Origin of the sequence: Pseudoalteromonas sp. SK18 (genome assembly GCF_001974855.1) — a bacterium.
Classification (GTDB): Bacteria; Pseudomonadota; Gammaproteobacteria; order Enterobacterales; family Alteromonadaceae; genus Pseudoalteromonas.
Genome location: NZ_MTQB01000002.1, coordinates 98,030 through 113,785, shown reverse-complemented (window position 1 = coordinate 113,785; position 15,756 = coordinate 98,030). Strand labels below are relative to the sequence as shown.

At 39.7% G+C, this 15,756-nt stretch carries 17 protein-coding genes; 2 read left to right on the top strand and 15 right to left on the bottom strand.

Annotated elements, in window-relative coordinates; genetic code table 11:
* Positions 1–33: 33 nt before the first annotated feature.
* The 6 genes from dnaX to BW139_RS02350 form a co-directional block, all read right to left on the bottom strand.
* A complete protein-coding gene (dnaX, locus tag BW139_RS02370; RefSeq protein WP_076918530.1) occupies positions 34–2,370 on the bottom strand; it encodes a DNA polymerase III subunit gamma/tau in 2,337 nt (778 codons plus the stop codon).
* Between the two features lie 3 nt (positions 2,371–2,373).
* Positions 2,374–2,919 carry an adenine phosphoribosyltransferase gene (gene apt / locus BW139_RS02365; protein WP_008109316.1) on the bottom strand — a complete coding sequence of 182 codons (546 nt, stop codon included), beginning with the start codon at positions 2,917–2,919 and terminating at the stop codon, positions 2,374–2,376.
* Between the two features lie 157 nt (positions 2,920–3,076).
* A complete protein-coding gene (locus BW139_RS18645) occupies positions 3,077–3,199 on the bottom strand; it encodes a hypothetical protein (protein WP_303047066.1) in 123 nt (40 codons plus the stop codon).
* A 72-nt stretch (positions 3,200–3,271) separates the two neighbouring features.
* Positions 3,272–4,024, bottom strand: a complete 753-nt coding sequence (locus tag BW139_RS02360; protein ID WP_076918529.1) for a DUF2063 domain-containing protein — start codon at positions 4,022–4,024, stop codon at positions 3,272–3,274.
* Between the two features lie 54 nt (positions 4,025–4,078).
* On the bottom strand, positions 4,079–4,936 hold the full coding sequence (locus BW139_RS02355; RefSeq protein WP_008109323.1) for a DUF692 domain-containing protein: 858 nt from the start codon (positions 4,934–4,936) through the stop codon (positions 4,079–4,081).
* A gap of 66 nt (positions 4,937–5,002) precedes the next feature.
* A complete protein-coding gene (locus BW139_RS02350; RefSeq protein WP_076918528.1) occupies positions 5,003–5,536 on the bottom strand; it encodes a hypothetical protein in 534 nt (177 codons plus the stop codon).
* A 189-nt stretch (positions 5,537–5,725) separates the two neighbouring features.
* Here BW139_RS02350 and BW139_RS02345 point away from each other — a divergent pair, with 189 nt between their 5' ends.
* Together BW139_RS02345 and BW139_RS02340 are read left to right on the top strand one after the other, a co-directional pair.
* A complete protein-coding gene (locus BW139_RS02345; RefSeq protein WP_076918527.1) occupies positions 5,726–6,706 on the top strand; it encodes a tRNA-dihydrouridine synthase in 981 nt (326 codons plus the stop codon).
* A 59-nt stretch (positions 6,707–6,765) separates the two neighbouring features.
* Positions 6,766–7,092, top strand: a complete 327-nt coding sequence (locus tag BW139_RS02340) for a TraR/DksA C4-type zinc finger protein (protein ID WP_076918526.1) — start codon at positions 6,766–6,768, stop codon at positions 7,090–7,092.
* Positions 7,093–7,106: 14 nt separating this feature from the next.
* Here the strand turns inward: BW139_RS02340 and BW139_RS02335 are convergent, their stop codons facing one another.
* The 9 genes from BW139_RS02335 to pyrC all read right to left on the bottom strand — a co-directional run bounded on the left by BW139_RS02335 (position 7,107) and on the right by pyrC (position 15,699).
* Positions 7,107–8,150, bottom strand: coding sequence for a hypothetical protein (locus tag BW139_RS02335; protein ID WP_076918525.1), 1,044 nt, complete (start codon positions 8,148–8,150; stop codon positions 7,107–7,109).
* Positions 8,151–8,211: 61 nt separating this feature from the next.
* Positions 8,212–9,471 carry a tetratricopeptide repeat protein gene (locus BW139_RS02330; protein ID WP_076918524.1) on the bottom strand — a complete coding sequence of 420 codons (1,260 nt, stop codon included), beginning with the start codon at positions 9,469–9,471 and terminating at the stop codon, positions 8,212–8,214.
* A gap of 11 nt (positions 9,472–9,482) precedes the next feature.
* Positions 9,483–10,097, bottom strand: coding sequence for an energy transducer TonB (locus tag BW139_RS02325; RefSeq protein WP_076918523.1), 615 nt, complete (start codon positions 10,095–10,097; stop codon positions 9,483–9,485).
* The gene (locus tag BW139_RS02320) at positions 10,097–10,501 is read right to left on the bottom strand and encodes a biopolymer transporter ExbD (protein ID WP_006792384.1); all 405 of its coding nucleotides are present in this window, start codon (positions 10,499–10,501) and stop codon (positions 10,097–10,099) included. Before BW139_RS02320 ends, BW139_RS02325 begins: the two co-directional genes overlap by 1 nt.
* Before the next feature lie 14 nt (positions 10,502–10,515).
* Entirely contained in the window at positions 10,516–11,040 is a 525-nt protein-coding gene (locus BW139_RS02315) for a MotA/TolQ/ExbB proton channel family protein (protein WP_010388565.1), read from the bottom strand.
* On the bottom strand, positions 11,040–12,404 hold the full coding sequence (locus BW139_RS02310) for a MotA/TolQ/ExbB proton channel family protein (RefSeq protein ID WP_008109347.1): 1,365 nt from the start codon (positions 12,402–12,404) through the stop codon (positions 11,040–11,042). Before BW139_RS02310 ends, BW139_RS02315 begins: the two co-directional genes overlap by 1 nt.
* A 6-nt stretch (positions 12,405–12,410) precedes the next feature.
* Positions 12,411–13,181, bottom strand: coding sequence for a DUF3450 domain-containing protein (locus BW139_RS02305; protein WP_010388561.1), 771 nt, complete (start codon positions 13,179–13,181; stop codon positions 12,411–12,413).
* 859 nt (positions 13,182–14,040) lie between these two features.
* Positions 14,041–14,244: a cold-shock protein gene (locus BW139_RS02300; protein WP_004588138.1), complete on the bottom strand. Its 204-nt coding sequence runs from the start codon at positions 14,242–14,244 to the stop codon at positions 14,041–14,043.
* Between the two features lie 414 nt (positions 14,245–14,658).
* Positions 14,659–15,699 (bottom strand): dihydroorotase, encoded by a 1,041-nt coding sequence (pyrC, locus tag BW139_RS02295; protein ID WP_076918522.1) that lies wholly within the window; start codon positions 15,697–15,699, stop codon positions 14,659–14,661.
* Between the last annotated feature and the right edge of the window lie 57 nt (positions 15,700–15,756).

The window sequence follows — 15,756 nt, the reverse complement described above, 5'->3', positions numbered from 1 at the left end:
AACTGGAGTATAAATAAGGGCACTGGTCGTTAATTACAATGCCTGAATACTGTTTTCGTCAATTTCAGCGCTAAATAGCTGTTGGAATTGTACTATATTTTCATCGCTGGTGATCACATCAATCGCTTGCTGGTGACGACCGGCATCAATTTTTTGTTGAATCAAATAAGGTGAGTCAATCACCCCGCTAGCAAAATCAATATTAAGCTCAACGTTGTGTCCATAAATAGTAGATAACGCCACATTTAACTTTTGACGTAACATTGGCGTATCTAAATGCTTTTGCGATTCATCCACTTCAATATGAAAATGATTGTCTTGTTTGGTAAAAATTGAATGCAATGCAAACTGGCGCATGCGTCCGCCAAGTCCCATACGCTTTATTAAATAGGCCCATTCATCTTGTTGATGGGCAAATCTAATTTCACTAATTGGGCTTTGAAAATCATCAGGTACCGGAATACTAGGCTCTTGTTCAACAACAGGTGCTGGTTTTTGCGGGTTAATTTGCTCTAATAGCTCGGGTGCTAAATTTTCAGTAATCGTTTGATGCTTGGCTTTAAAGTCAACGTTGCTCGCTGGTTTGTTTACTACCTGAGCTTGGCTCCCCTGTGCTGGGAGCTGAGGCTTTTTTTGTAGGTCATCGCTCACCTCACTATCCCATGGGGGTGGCTGCTGCGATACAGTTTGTGCTTCATTTCTGGCAGGTCGGCTAAATTCAGGTTTTATCGGTGATGGTTTTTCTTCAGTTGGCTTCTCAATAGCGGCACTTGAAAGCTTACCGGCACCCGAAATGTTTCTATCGCGTAAAATACGCGCTATTGCTGACTGTGCTCGCGCTTCTTGCTCACCCATTGATGACGCAGAGTGATCTGCGTTACTAGCGACATTTGCTAACTCAGGGTTAAACCCTTGATCAACCGCGCTACTCATTACATCATCGTATTGTGCGGCAATAGTTTGTTCTACATCACTGTGCTGCATATAGGCATCATCTTCACTTTGACGCTGCGCTTGTTCATCACTTATTACAGGGGTATCGACAATTTGAGGCTGACTTTGTACCGAACTTTGCTCATTCTGTGTTTGGCTATTATCAGGCTGTAAAACCTCAGGCTCAGCGGCTTTTTTTGGCTGCGTATTAGTTGCTAATGGCTGAGTTTGAGGTGTATTACTCTGCGCTGGCTTATTTTTATTTAAAATATCACGCAGTGCATTAGCACGCCCTGCGCTATTTTGCTCTGGCGCAGCTTGTGAGCTAGGTTCAGGTTGAATGGTTTGGAGCTGCGCAGGTTCAAATGCTAGCAATCTGAGCATAATCATTTCGAAGCCTAAACGAGGCTCAGGTGCCCATTGTAAATCTTTTTTGCCGTTAAGTAATAGCTGGTAATACACTTGAATTTGTTGAGCATGGGTATGCGCTGCAACATGCTCAATGTAATCAGCGTTATTGCTATCAAGCGCCGCCGCTTCAGGGACTAATTGACTCAATTGAATCACATGCGTTAGCGCAATTAAGTCGTCAAGCAGCGCAATATAATTTGGATTTCGGCTAGCGACTTGAGCCACTTCATTCATCAGGGCTGTGCCATCTTGCGCTAATAGTGCCGCAAGTAAGCTCTGACTGTAATGCGTGTCCATTAAACCAAGCATGTCTTGTACCGCTTGATTTTTAATATCACCATTTGTTTGAGCAATAGCCTGATCGGTCAGACTTAATGCATCTCGCATACTACCATCGGCCGCTTTGGCAATAATACTTAGCGCATCATTATCAAAATTAAGCTGCTCATGGGTAAGCACATGCTCAAGCTGTTGCTTAATCTCAGCTTGCGACAATGCATTCAGATTAAACTGTAAACAGCGAGATAAAATAGTCACTGGTAATTTTTGAGGATCGGTGGTTGCGAGCAAAAACTTCACATGCTCAGGCGGCTCTTCAAGCGTTTTTAATAACGCATTAAAGCTATGCTTTGACAACATGTGTACTTCATCGATTAGATATACTTTGTAACGTCCACGCGTTGGCGCATATTGAACGTTATCAAGGATCTCGCGCGTATCCTCAACCTTAGTGCGTGAAGCCGCATCTATTTCGAGTAAATCAATGTAGCGCCCTGCTTCTATGTCAACACAGCTACTACATTGACCACATGGTGTGGCAGATATACCTTCATCACAATTTAAGCTTTTGGCAAAAATACGGGCAATGGTGGTTTTACCAACACCACGGGTTCCAGTGAATAAATAAGCGTGATGCAGTCTATTTTGAGTCAGGGCATTTACCAACGCCTGTTTTACATGAGACTGCCCAACCAATTCATGAAAGGTTTGAGGACGCCATTTTCTCGCTAGAACCTGATAACTCATCGATTATTCGCCTTCGAATTCAACCAATTTTAAAATATTGATGCCCATTTTTTCAATGCGTTGCTCACCACCAAGCTCTGGAAGTGATACAACAAAGGCAGCATCTGTGGCGTTTCCGCCTAATTTTGCAACCAACTTGGCTGTTGCTTCAATTGTACCACCGGTCGCCAACAAGTCGTCAACTAGCAATACTTTATCACCGGCTACAATCGCATCAGTATGAAGCTCTAGTGTATCTTCGCCATACTCGAGTTGGTAATCTTGGCGAATAACTTCGCGCGGTAATTTACCGGGTTTACGAACAGGGATAAAAGGGATACCCAAGGCATAAGATAACGGTGCACCAAAAATAAAGCCACGTGATTCAGTGCCAATAATTTTAGTAAAACCTTGATCTTTATAAGCGTCAATAAATGCATCTATGGTTGCTTTAAACGCTTCAGGGTTTGCCATTAAGGTTGTTACATCGCGAAACATAATGCCCGCTTTAGGATAATCAGCAATTGTAGTAATGCTGTTTTTGATAATTGCTGGTGTTACTTGAGTCATAATTTTAACTGCTCAATGATTTATATTACAAAGCAGGTGATTATAACCTTAAGTGGTCTTAAATTGCGAGTTTGCGATAACTATAAATATGGGGAGAGAGAAGTGATAAAAAATGTAAGGCTGATGACAAGCAACAGCCTTAAAAATAAAACCCTGATTAGGTTAAGCTGGTGATCCAACCTAAAATGGCATTTAAACACCCTATTCCAGCAAATACGGCTAAGAATACAAAAAAGTAAGCCGCATTGAACGGGTCTTTAAAGTCTTTATCTTCTGACATGGGTACAACCTTTTATTAAGCACAACAAATAAAGGCGCTATAATAGACGATGTGAAATAATCAATAAAGAGCTTAGCCTTGATTTTTTGTCACTATAATTTGCCGCTGTGCCATAGCTGTTAAGGTACTCAGTGCCCCTTGTGTTATTTGCTCTAGATTAAATTGTGGTGCATTTTCACTAACCTGTTGGCAAACCTGCTCAAACGTACTCCCCACTTCATTTTCAATAATAGACAGTAGCATGGCGGTCATGGCATTGGTTGCCAAAAATTGCACTTCATCATCCTCATCGCGATAAACAACAAAGAAATACGGCTGCTCTGAAGGTTGTTGAGGTTGAAATTCTTCACTAATATTTTGAACTGGATAGTCGTAGCTTAAGTTACGCGCTGTTTTAGATAAATACAAAGGAGAATGGGTAAGCTTATTAGCGCTTAAAGTGGACTCAAGGGGGTCAGCCTTCATTACAGACACATCAAGTTCAATCCATTCATAATGAGCTAGCGCCAGCATAAATACCGGATCAGACTCTTTAGGTACATAGCTTGTCACTAAATAGGTAATAAATTCTTCAGCAATATCTAAAAAGTAAGGAGACTGGCAATCATGTTCACTAAAAAATTGACGAACCAGCAATAGCCACTGTTGCTCACTATAGAGTGTTTTTAAAACTGGAAATGCCGATGAAACAAAGCCATTAATATTATTAAAAAACAGATCCCGATAAATGGCCATTCGCCTGTCTTCAATATCGGTTGGACACGGCTGCATATTAGGCTCTCGAATATGGGCCATAAATTCATTTTGTACATCAATAAAACTCATGATAACGACTCTTTTGAAACCCTGAAATAGCAAGTATTTGTTAAATACTAACGGCTAAGCGCTTTGTGCTGTTGATAACAACTTAAGGTGCTTTGCTTGTAATTGATGGATTATATCCAGCTCTTTAATTAACACGTTAATAGGTGGAATATTAAAATCTCGCTCTAGCAGCGTAGGAAAAACACCATGTGCTTGATATGCGCTATCGAGCAATTGCCAAACAGGATCTATAACATCTGCGCCGTGAGTATCGATAATTAGGTCATCAGCTTCATTGTAGTGACCTGCAACATGGCAATAGGCAATTTTATTAGTTGGTAGCCCACTTAAAAACGCTTGTGCATCATAGCCATGATTAATCGAGTTCACATAAATATTATTAACGTCTAACAACAGCTGGCAATTAGCGTCTTCTAAAATAGCATTGGTAAATTCAAGCTCCGATAGTTGCTGCCCAGGGGCACCATAATAAGACACATTTTCGAGCACAAGTGGTCGCTCTAATATATCTTGTACCTGTTTAACCCGAGAAACGACATGTTTAATCGCTTCTTCAGTAAAAGGGATCGGCATTAAGTCATACATATGGCCTTTACCTGAGCAATAGCTCAAGTGTTCGCTATAAACTTTAATATCGTGGTTATCAAAGAAGTTTTTTAACGACTTTATAAATTCAATATCGAGCGGCTCCGGTGAGCCAATAGAAAGTGATAAACCGTGGCAAACAAAGTGATTATTATTAGTTAATTGTTTAAATTGCTTTTCAAAGCGCCCGCCTAGCTTTAACCAGTTCTCTGGAGCTACTTCCATAAACTCAATTTGTTTTGGTATTGCATTTTCAAGCTCATCTAGCATTTCTCTTCGCAAACCTAAACCGACCATGCCAAAGTTAGGCGTTTGAATGTGAGCCATAATAAAACCTCATATTAAATAAAAAGGGCCTAATGGCCCTCTCACTTGTATCAAAAAAAGAAAAATTTAGTGGTTACCACCACATTTACCTTCGCCACACTTACCTTCTTTTTTTGCTTTAGCGTCACCGCCACATTTACCTTCTTCGGCTTTGCCTACTTTTTTGGCTTTACCTTGTGCGCCGCATTTACCCTCACCGCACTTACCTTCTTTTTGAGCTTTGCCTTGTGCACCGCATTTACCTTCGCCAGCTTTACTTTCTTTCTTAGCATCGCCGCCACATTTGCCTTCGCCGCATTTGCCTTCTTTTTTAGCCTTTGCGTCGCCGCCACATTTGCCTTCGCCGCACTTACCTTCTTTTTTAGCCTTAGCGTCGCCGCCACATTTGCCTTCGCCGCACTTGCCTTCTTTTTTAGCTTTAGCGTCACCGCCACATTTGCCTTCGCCGCATTTGCCTTCACCAGCGTCTAACTGATAACCAGCTACCATTTGTTGAAACTCAAATGGGTTAGCTTGTACATCAGTACTCGCCATACTTGCACTGCCAACAACCACTGCGCCTAATGTTAATGCAATTGAGTTTTTCTTTATTGTATTCATTTTTAATTACCTTTTAAACTTGTTGAACATCATTATACAAGTAGACCTGCATAAAACTAAAAACTTTCAAATTATCTGTTTTTTTTGCAAATAAGTTATTTAACTAACTATGAACCCTAATAAGCGTTTTATCAATTTATCATTTACAGGTAAACTGACGCTCTTTTTTAGTAATACATTAATCACACTATGAAACTTATTTTAGCACCCATGGAAGGTGTTGTTGACTTTAAAATGCGCCAACTACTCACCGACATAGGCGGCTTCGATCTCTGTGTGACAGAATTTATCCGTGTTGTAGATACTTGTTTACCAGATAAAGTATTCCATCGTTATTGCCCTGAACTCAAAAATGCGGGGCTCACTCGTAGTGGTACTCCAGTACGTATTCAGTTATTAGGCCAAGTAGCCGACGTTTTAGCTGAAAATGCGGTAAAAGCAATTGGCTTAGGCTCTCATGGCGTTGATTTAAACTTTGGTTGCCCAGCAAAAACCGTCAATAAAAATAAAGGCGGTGCTGTATTACTCAAAGATCCAGAACATATGTACTCGATTATAAAAACAGTAAGGGATGCTGTTGATAGTAAACATGACGTCAGTGCTAAAATACGTTTAGGTTTTGATGATGATAGTAATAGCCAAGAAATCGTCGATGCCGTTGTTAGCGCCGGCGCTACCAGTATTGCTATACATGCACGAACTAAACGCGATGGTTACAATCCACCCGCCTATTGGGAAAAAATCCCTCCTTTAGTCAAAGATAAACAAATTGCTGTGGTTGCCAATGGAGAAATTTGGCAAGTGGAAGATGCACTTTTATGCCAAACACGCAGTGGTTGTCGTGATTTGATGATTGGTCGTGGCGCCCTTTCACATCCAGATTTGGCTAGAAAAATTAAAGCGCAAGTTAATAACGAAAGCTACAGCGAACTGACATGGGAAAATATTTTACACCATATTATTCATTCATCTATGCACCAAACAGCCAGTAAAGATACTAAATACTTTGCATCTCGGACAAAGCAGTGGCTTGGTTATTTAAAACGCCAATATCCACAAGCAGGACTATTATTTGATGAAATTCGTCGTTTAAAAGCCAAGGATGAAGTAGCCGAAGTATTAAAGAAATATGCGAAAGCGCCACAATTTGATGCAAATCATAACACCTAAGTAAATCTAAATAGATAATAGCAGTATCACTACAAATTAACTTAAGGGTTATACTGCTAATGCATCATCAGCAACGACTAAACGATGAAATAGAAAGTGTTAAAGCAACGATATTAGGTTTGTTGTCACAATCAACTCACCCTACACATCAAAATCTGTTCTGCATCCTAACCCATACATCCAATGAAGAGTGGCTCGATTTAGCAGCTCAACAATTAGGTAATGAGTATAATCCGTTAATTGAACGAATGAACAAGCTTGAAGCAGCAATTAGCCAAATGGATATTGGTCAATATGGCTACTGCTGTGACTGTGAAGAGAAAATATCAGAGCAGCGCTTAGAAAGAGACCCTGCTGCACAGCGGTGTGATAAGTGCGCTAAGTAACAGCGCACTTTAGTTTAATTGAGTAATTGCGGTGCAAAACTAAATGATTGCCCTGGATAAAAAATAATATCCTCAACTAATATGCTCGCATCTTCTTCACTAATATTTAAACGTTTTAGTAAATTTAAACGCGCTTGCGATAATGTCCACGCATGATAATGCACCCCAAGATCAGTTTCCATCATCGTTAAATAGAGTCGCTTATCCGCAGCCGTTAATTGCTTATTGTTAGCACGTTGAGGTAAAAGCATATAACCCGTTGACCAGTCTAAACCTAATAGTTGCGTCTCTTTTAAAAATGTTTCGCTAAGCTGCGATACATCAGAGATACCCACCGTTATTTGCTCGGTTGAGCTTTGCATTGTTTTAAACTTACTATCTATAAGGCTTAGCCACTCAAGCGGTGAAAGCACATCATTTGCAAAATAATTTAGTTTGCTCTGATACCATTGGCTGCCATTAGCAAGACCAGACAATCCAATACTGCCTCTTGGCTTATACTGCGTTAAGTAATTATTTAATACACTCAGAGACTCATTAAGCTCAATAGGTGTGTTAGTACTATTAATTGCTTGCTGCACATAATATTTTAAATAACTGTGCTCTATTTTATTAAGCTTTAAGTTACTTTGCTCAGCGGCTTTAAGCTGTGTTTGAACAAATATCAGCCAGTACTCAATGCTTTTATACTGAGCATCATTTTTAACTATCGAAAGCATGTTTGATAACACATCAGTGTGTGCAGGCCATGCAAAATATCGCTCTGGAAACCGCTCAGCAATCACCAAATAATTTACCTGATTAGTTTGCGCAACAGTTAACTTCATTTGCATTAGCTGCTGGTAAATAGCGTGACGACGCGCTAAATATGCATCAGTAAAAGGCAGTTGCTCATTACTGAGTCCTGTAACATGTGAGTTTTTTTGTGCACTTAAAGCCGTATTAAGTGATATTAACGCGGTTTGTGCCTCTTCATAAGATGAAAATAAGTCAGCTGGCTTAGAGCAGGATGCTAAAAGCAAACAAAAGAGCAATGAAATAATAGGCGTTTTGTTCATGTTAATTCCAATAAAAAAAGCCCCTATGGGGCTTTTTAAAAATACTAGAGTACATTAAATATTAAATTTTAACACCGTTGCGAGCGGCTTTATCTTTAATGTATGTAGCCCAACCTTTTGCAAACCTACGTGTGCTTGGGTCGTCCATAGCTTTAGTAATAGCAGCATATGCTTGCTTATACTTGCCTTGGTAGTAAAACGCTTCAGCTAAATCTGAATAAATAGTACCTTTTTTGTCAGAGCCAAGCTCTAATGCTTTGTTCAAACGAACAACAGCAGCACTGAATTTTTCAGATTGTAGAAGTAATGAACCTGCTTTGCGGTAAAGCTCAGCGTCATTATCAAATTTAGCAGCTTCTTCGTAGTACTTAGCAGCTTTCTCTATATCTTTCGAACGATGGTAGTTACTAGCAATTGCACTCATATTTTGCTTAGTGCGTTTAACTTTTTCTTCTTTAACGGCCTTTTCAAGCGTTACAGCTGCTTTATAAGGAATTTCGTTTAAAGAATAAAAGTTAGCTAAAACTTTGTATTCAACTTCGTTTTCAAAGTAACCGTTCTTGTAAGCAACTTCCATAGTTGCTAGCCCTTTCTGGTAGTCTTCGGTTTGTAAATAATACTTACCTAAGCCTACCCAAGACTTTTTGTCTTCAGGCCATACGCGAACGATTTCTTCAGCAACTTTAACCATATTTTGATATTGCTTTTGCTCAAAATAGGCAGCTAATTTAAGTTGATAAGGAGCTTTATTAGGCTCTTCAGCTAACTTAATTGCTTTGTTTGCCGGCTCAAGAACCTCATTAAACTGTTTAAGCTCATAACTTGCTTGCGCAATACGAGTGTAAACTTTTGGGTCTTCTTCGCCTGTGAAGTCCATCCAATCAGAATATGCTTGCTTGGCAGCACTGTATTGTTCAGTACCCGCATACATATCGCCTAAGGTTTTTAAACCCTGAGCCTGATCAGCAAAGTTTAATACATCTGGTGCAATCGCTGCTTTCATATACTTAATAGCAACCTTGTACTGCTCTTTTTGAGCATACATGCTGCCTAAGTAACGATTAACAGTCGCTTTGTCAAAATCATTAGACGGATCTAACTCTTTCAATAAAGCAATCGCACCATCAACATCATCTTCATTATACAAATCAAACGCTTTAATTACTTTCTTACCAGTACGTTCGCCCATGATTTTAGTCTTTGCTTTCTTACGCTCTTCAATTTTCGCGTAATCTGGCGCTGCTAAAACAGGTGCAGTCAATGCTACACCTGACACAGACATAAGAATTGCAAGTGCAGTTACTTTAGAAAAATTTCTCATTACTCGCCTCCTTAGTTGCCTTGGTTAAGTTTAAAGTCTAGTTGAACTTGTAAACCAACTTGCTTTTGTGGTTTCCCGTCAATGATCTTAGGACGGTATTTCCACTTGCGCAATGCACGTTTAGCTTCACGGTCAAAGATACGTTTTGGATCTGCGTCAATTACATCAACGTCAATCACGCCACCTAACTCATCAATTGTGAATGAAAGTTGAACCCAACCTTCTTTACCATCACGTGCTGCTTGTGTTGGATATTTTGGTTCAATACGAACGATCGGTGTCGCATCACCATCTCGTCCAAATGCACCTGGACCACTCAGTCCACCGGCCGTGCTTCCCACATCGATGCTTGGCATATTAAACGACAAGCTCGTATTTGGGTTGCTGTTTTCCGGCTGTGGCGGCTGCGGTTTAGGCGGCTGCTTTGGCGGTGGCGGAGGCGGAGGCGGTACACGCTTCCTCTCCTGCACCTTAGATTCAGGCGGATTCGTCATAATTTCGACTATGATCTGCTCTTTTTGTTCCGTATTACGGTCAGCCCCACCAGAGATGAGGTATGCCATGAAGTAGAACAAGCCGAAAGTAACTGCCCCACCTGCAATCAGTGAAAACAGAAAACGAATCATTACTGATCTCCAGCTATTGAAATTCTCAGGTTATCACCTGTCGCTTTAATCTGGTCCATCACTTTAACCACTGTGCCGTGTTTTGCTTCTTTATCAGCTTGCAAAATTACAACATCAGTAGGTTGTTCTGCTAATAAACTTTCAATTTTTGCTGAAACACGTTCAACATCAACTTGCTGTTTATCAATCCAGATTGCACCGTCGCTGCGAATAGCAATAAAAATGTTAGCATTTTTTTGCTTCGTAGCTTGGGCAGCTTTTGGTTTATTGACCTCGATACCAGCCTCTTTAACGAACGATGTAGTTACGATAAAGAAAATAAGCATGATAAATACGATGTCAAGCATTGGCGTCATATCTACCGCTGCTTCTTCTTCTTCACGAAAACGTTGTTTACGTGCCATATTTAATTCTCTCTCTAGTGATGAGGCATACTATCTACAAGTTTGGCTTTCACCATTCTCGCTCTTGCCTCAAGGCGTGAGCTAAAGAATACCCCAGATAGTGCCGCAACCATTCCAGCCATTGTTGGGATTGTTGCCATTGATATGCCTGATGCCATTAAACGTGCATTACCTGTACCTTGGGTTGCCATGGTTTCAAAAACCGCGATCATACCCGTAACAGTACCAAGTAAGCCTATTAAAGGACATACAGCTACTAATGTTTTAATCAACAACATACGCTGATCTAATTTTTCAGACGCTTCAGAAATCCATGCTTCACGGATTCTGTGTGCGTACCAAGACGTAGTGTCTTGGCGGGCATCCCACTTGGCTACAATTTCCTTCGTTAAACGAGGAAACTCAGCAAGTAGGAACCAATAGCGCTCAATCATTAAAACCCACATAAGAAAGAGTGCTATCGCGACCACGTATAAAACCTGGCCGCCTGTGCCAACAAAATCCCTGATAGATTCCCATATCTCCATCAGGACTAGCATTAGGCTTTCTCCTTCTCCGCGTGAGTCGCGATGATACCTGCGCTTTGCTCATCAAGGATGTGTAATACCGACTTACTACGACCTGCAACAATAGAGTGAAGTAGGATAAGTGGTAGTGCTGCAATTAGACCTAGCGCTGTAGTTACAAGTGCTAGAGAGATGTTACCAGCCATGATCTTCGGATCGCCCGTACCGAACAATGTGATTGTTTGGAACGTTAGGATCATACCGATTACCGTACCTAGTAGACCTAGTAATGGTGCGATAGCAGCAAGGATCTTGATGATATTGATACCCGCTTCGATGCGTGGCGTTTCACGAAGAATCGCTTCATCAAGTTTAAGCTCAAGGTTTTCAACATCTTGGTTTTTATTGTCAGAGTACACTTTAAGAATACGACCCAGTGGGTTATTTGTATTCGGTGTAGACAAGTTCTTAAGCTGACCTTTGATCTTAGAAGTAGTAAGCGCTAAGTCAACGAAACGTACTAAGAAGATTAAAAGACCTACAGCAAGTAGTACTGTGATGATGTAACCAACTTCAGCACCTTGCTCGTAGTACTCCATAAGAGACTTTTTCTGAGTGTTGATACGTAAAATTGCACCACGTGTAGGATCCACGTATACGCCAGCGTAATTATCAGCTGAAGTACCTTCTAGATCAGAAATACCTTTAAGGATATAGCTGTCAGGCTGCTTACCTAGAGGCTGGATAGATTTAGTCTCTGGTGAGTAGATTAAGTAGCCGTCGTCTGTAACTAAGTTGAAGTTACCGATACGTGTTACTTTTTTCATTGACGGGTTACCGTCAAGACCTGCAACTTCAGTTTCAAACGTTGAAACTTTAGCTGACTCAGTCATTTCTGTTTGAAGTGAAATCCAAAGTTCTTCTAATTCACGAACTGTTGGAAGTTCTTTAGCGGCTGCTAATGAACGAAGTACTTCTGCACGACCTGGTTTTTCAGCACTTACTAAAGATGCTTCAATTGAACCAATTGCGTCAGCTGCTGCACGACGAACAACACCAAACATTTCACCTAACGTACCTTGTGCGTTTTGAAGAGCTTGCTCTTTTTCCGCTAAAGTATTTTCGTTTTGTGCATATTCTTTGCTAAGACGATCACCACGTGCTTTTTCAGCAGCTAGTTGGCTTTTCGCTTTGTTAAGTAACGCTTGCTTATCAGCACGATCTGACAAGAACTCTTGTTCACGTTGCTTATTGATTTTTCCTTCAGAAATACGCTCTTGCTTTACTTGCTCAAGAATTTTATCTAAAGCATCAGTATTTGCATGTGCATTAAGCGCGGTACCGGCAGAAACAGACAGTACTGCTGCAACAGCAAAACCTTTAAATAGTTTCTTCATTATTGATTACTCCGCGCCAAAAATTGGTAGTTTAACAAGTTCTAGTGTCGCTTGCTTACGTGCCATACGGATCACTTCTTTAACAGGTTTTAGGTATTCTTCACCTAATTCTTTCCACTGTTTAGTGTTGTTATCCCACACCCAAGCGTGTTTTAGATCGAATGATTGCGCTACGTAAGTAATACGACCTAAACGACCGATATCAACGTTAATGCTACGACCATCAACATCTAAAGTACCTTGAGAAGCAGTTACAGCTGAGCTGTAGGCTGTTTCAACAGTGTACGCTTCAAGAACCTGACGGAACTTCTCAGACGTTGTTACAGATGCAGATGCCATGATCTCACGTAATCTTTCAACACGTCCAAGACGGTTTTCTAGATTAAATGGAACGTCCGCTTTGATGAATTGCTCAAGCGTATCGATCATGCGATACATCAAAGGCACAACGTTTTGTTTAGTGTTGTCGATAGTCGCGATTTGACGATCGAACGATGCGATAGACGCGTTTTGGTCTGCGACCAAACGTGCTACGTGATCGTTGTACACTTTCATAAGTTCAGTCTCATCAACGATGCTACGGTACTCAGCGATTAGTTCCTGAGTTTGACCATATACATTGTCAATTTTAGTTTGAGACTTAACCGCAGCCTTTTGAATTGTTTGACCTGCTTTTTGCACGTCATTCAAAGGATCTGCAATCACATTGCTGCTTGCAAATGCAAAAGCGCCAACCAACGCAGTTGCTACAAGACTCTTTCTGATTTTAACAGACATAGTTCCCAACCAATTAAGTAATGTTACTTTTATAATTTAATTATCAACCCGCTAAGGGGAAGACAACCCTGATATCTTTTAATAGATATCAACTTACCAATAATGCTAAATGCATTAAGTCATGTCAACTTCATGTTTAGCATAACCTATAAATAAATCAGCTTGTTTGTAAGATATTTACTGGGTCCGACTAAAAAAATTAACATTATTATAACTAACGTGATAATCATAATTTCTGCAAGCCCTGATATAGTAAGAATAACGATAACCCCCCCTGTTAATGTAAACAAAAATATAACATTTAAAATTAACTTTATAGTTGCTGAAAAAAAATTAAAAATAAGCTAATTTTCTGTCCCGAATATTCATTTTGAAGGTTTTTTAAGACTTTTTTGCCCAAAAATACAGCTAATCGTAATTATTGGGTTATTCATCGCATAAGAATAATGACGTGCAAATTTAATAAAAAGCAATACAAAGGAGGGGAAACCGATTACAAAAAATCATTTTTATTAACACCTGTGTTTTTTCTCCCTTGTAGCATAAACACTCAGGCCTTTTTTTGTATTTTCCCAAGTACGAATCTCAACCTTAAATATGTATTTCCTCAGCAATAACTAAATCCGTATGAGGCTGTTAGATTAGCCATAAGGTTAAATAACTAATGTGCAATTATTGGCCAATAAAATACTTAAAACATAAGAGTTTGTAATCAAACAAATGAGTAGAAGTTTAAAACTAGGTGATAGTATTAATATATGAGGGAAATTACAAAGGGATAGAAAAGTTTTAGAGATATATGAATTATGGTGAAACAGGTTAGTGCTTCACCACGATGAACTTAGGTTCACATAATAAATTATGCTACTTCTACGTTCTCAGCTTCTGGGCCTTTTTGACCTTGCTTGATGCTGAAAGTCACTGCTTGACCTTCGCTAAGAGTGCGAAAACCAGAACCAGTGATTGCGCTGAAATGTACAAACACATCAGGACCATTTTCTTGTTCAATGAAACCAAAGCCTTTAGCTTCGTTGAAAAATTTTACTTTACCAGTAACCGACATACTAAATTTTCCTGTAAGTCAATAATTAAAATTCAGCCATATTATTATGGCAATATCCTCCCTGAGTCAATGCCCAAAAAACTGGAGGTGATAGTACAGGAAGAAGTAATAACCAAACCGGTAACCTTAAACGCAGCACAATACCGTAATTCAATACGCAAAAACTCAAAGCCAATTAAGGTTAACACATTAATATTTTTTTAGCTCTATTAATTGGGATTTATTTTTGAAGATTCATCGATTTATTAATTTTTTTATAAGTTTCTAATTTTTAAAAGGATAAACAACATAAAACTTGTGTTTTTTATAAGCAGATTATGAATTTTTAAAATATGGCTCACCCGAACCGCTTTTTTGGTAACTTAAAATAAAAAAACCACCTTAATTTTAAGGTGGTTTTAGTTTAAATTTTAACTATTTAACTTGCCAGTCAATAACGCTATCGGCTTTAATTGGTACAACTTCTGAGTCGCCTAGCGAATAGCTAGACGGCACTGTCCAAGGCGCTTTTTCTAAAGTAATAGTGTCTGTATTACGCTCAAGGCCATAAAAATCTGGGCCGAAGTGACTTGCAAAGCCCTCTAACTTATCAAGCGCTCCCGCTTCTTCAAAAGCTTCAGCATAAAGTTCAATAGCAGCATGTGCGGTATAAGCACCAGCACAACCACATGCCGCTTCTTTTTTATCTTTATAATGTGGGGCTGAATCCGTGCCTAAAAAGAATTTTTTACTACCACTTGTAGCTGCAGCCATTAGCGCTTGTTGATGAATGTTACGCTTTAGTATAGGTAGGCAGTAATAATGTGGGCGAATGCCCCCAGCTAACATGTGATTACGGTTGTATAATAAATGATGCGCAGTAATTGTAGCTGCTACATTATCCGAGGCATTTTCAACAAACTCTACTGCATCTTTAGTGGTTATGTGTTCAAGAACAATTTTCAGCTCAGGAAAGTCTGCAACAACGTCGCCTAAAATAGTGTCTAAAAACACTTTTTCACGATCGAATATGTCAATAGATGAATCAGTAACCTCACCATGGACGAGTAACAGCATGCCAACTTCTTGCATTGCTTTTAATACCGGGTAAATATTTTTTACTGAAGTTACGCCAGAATCTGAGTTAGTTGTTGCACCTGCTGGGTAGAGTTTAGCTGCAAAAATTTTACCTGTCGCTTTTGCCTTTTTTATTTCATCCGACGTCGTTTTATCAGTAAGGTAAAGCACCATTAAAGGTTCAAACTGGCCTTGAGGTTTAGCAGCCATAATTCGCTCTCGGTACGACAATGCAGTTTCTGTACACGTAGCTGGCGGAACTAAATTTGGCATAATAATCGCGCGGCCCATATATCGGCTAATATCACGCACCGTATCTTTTAACTGATCCCCATCGCGTAAATGCACATGCCAATCATCGGGTCTAGTAATCGTTAAAGTTGTTATTTTGCTCGTCATCGTAAAGTCCTAATGCTTAAGTTAACTGATCATAGGCATATGGTGTTTTCGAGTAAA

What these genes read in the sequence shown, in the direction of transcription:
- dnaX (WP_076918530.1), bottom strand. Translation starts at nt 2,370, where the DNA reads ATGAGTTATCAGGTTCTAGCGAGAAAATGGCGTCCTCAAACCTTTCAT.
- apt (WP_008109316.1), bottom strand. Translation starts at nt 2,919, where the DNA reads ATGACTCAAGTAACACCAGCAATTATCAAAAACAGCATTACTACAATT.
- BW139_RS18645 (WP_303047066.1), bottom strand. Translation starts at nt 3,199, where the DNA reads ATGTCAGAAGATAAAGACTTTAAAGACCCGTTCAATGCGGCTTACTTT.
- BW139_RS02360 (WP_076918529.1), bottom strand. Translation starts at nt 4,024, where the DNA reads ATGAGTTTTATTGATGTACAAAATGAATTTATGGCCCATATTCGAGAG.
- BW139_RS02355 (WP_008109323.1), bottom strand. Translation starts at nt 4,936, where the DNA reads ATGGCTCACATTCAAACGCCTAACTTTGGCATGGTCGGTTTAGGTTTG.
- BW139_RS02350 (WP_076918528.1), bottom strand. Translation starts at nt 5,536, where the DNA reads ATGAATACAATAAAGAAAAACTCAATTGCATTAACATTAGGCGCAGTG.
- BW139_RS02345 (WP_076918527.1), top strand. Translation starts at nt 5,726, where the DNA reads ATGAAACTTATTTTAGCACCCATGGAAGGTGTTGTTGACTTTAAAATG.
- BW139_RS02340 (WP_076918526.1), top strand. Translation starts at nt 6,766, where the DNA reads ATGCATCATCAGCAACGACTAAACGATGAAATAGAAAGTGTTAAAGCA.
- BW139_RS02335 (WP_076918525.1), bottom strand. Translation starts at nt 8,150, where the DNA reads ATGAACAAAACGCCTATTATTTCATTGCTCTTTTGTTTGCTTTTAGCA.
- BW139_RS02330 (WP_076918524.1), bottom strand. Translation starts at nt 9,471, where the DNA reads ATGAGAAATTTTTCTAAAGTAACTGCACTTGCAATTCTTATGTCTGTG.
- BW139_RS02325 (WP_076918523.1), bottom strand. Translation starts at nt 10,097, where the DNA reads ATGATTCGTTTTCTGTTTTCACTGATTGCAGGTGGGGCAGTTACTTTC.
- BW139_RS02320 (WP_006792384.1), bottom strand. Translation starts at nt 10,501, where the DNA reads ATGGCACGTAAACAACGTTTTCGTGAAGAAGAAGAAGCAGCGGTAGAT.
- BW139_RS02315 (WP_010388565.1), bottom strand. Translation starts at nt 11,040, where the DNA reads ATGCTAGTCCTGATGGAGATATGGGAATCTATCAGGGATTTTGTTGGC.
- BW139_RS02310 (WP_008109347.1), bottom strand. Translation starts at nt 12,404, where the DNA reads ATGAAGAAACTATTTAAAGGTTTTGCTGTTGCAGCAGTACTGTCTGTT.
- BW139_RS02305 (WP_010388561.1), bottom strand. Translation starts at nt 13,181, where the DNA reads ATGTCTGTTAAAATCAGAAAGAGTCTTGTAGCAACTGCGTTGGTTGGC.
- BW139_RS02300 (WP_004588138.1), bottom strand. Translation starts at nt 14,244, where the DNA reads ATGTCGGTTACTGGTAAAGTAAAATTTTTCAACGAAGCTAAAGGCTTT.
- pyrC (WP_076918522.1), bottom strand. Translation starts at nt 15,699, where the DNA reads ATGACGAGCAAAATAACAACTTTAACGATTACTAGACCCGATGATTGG.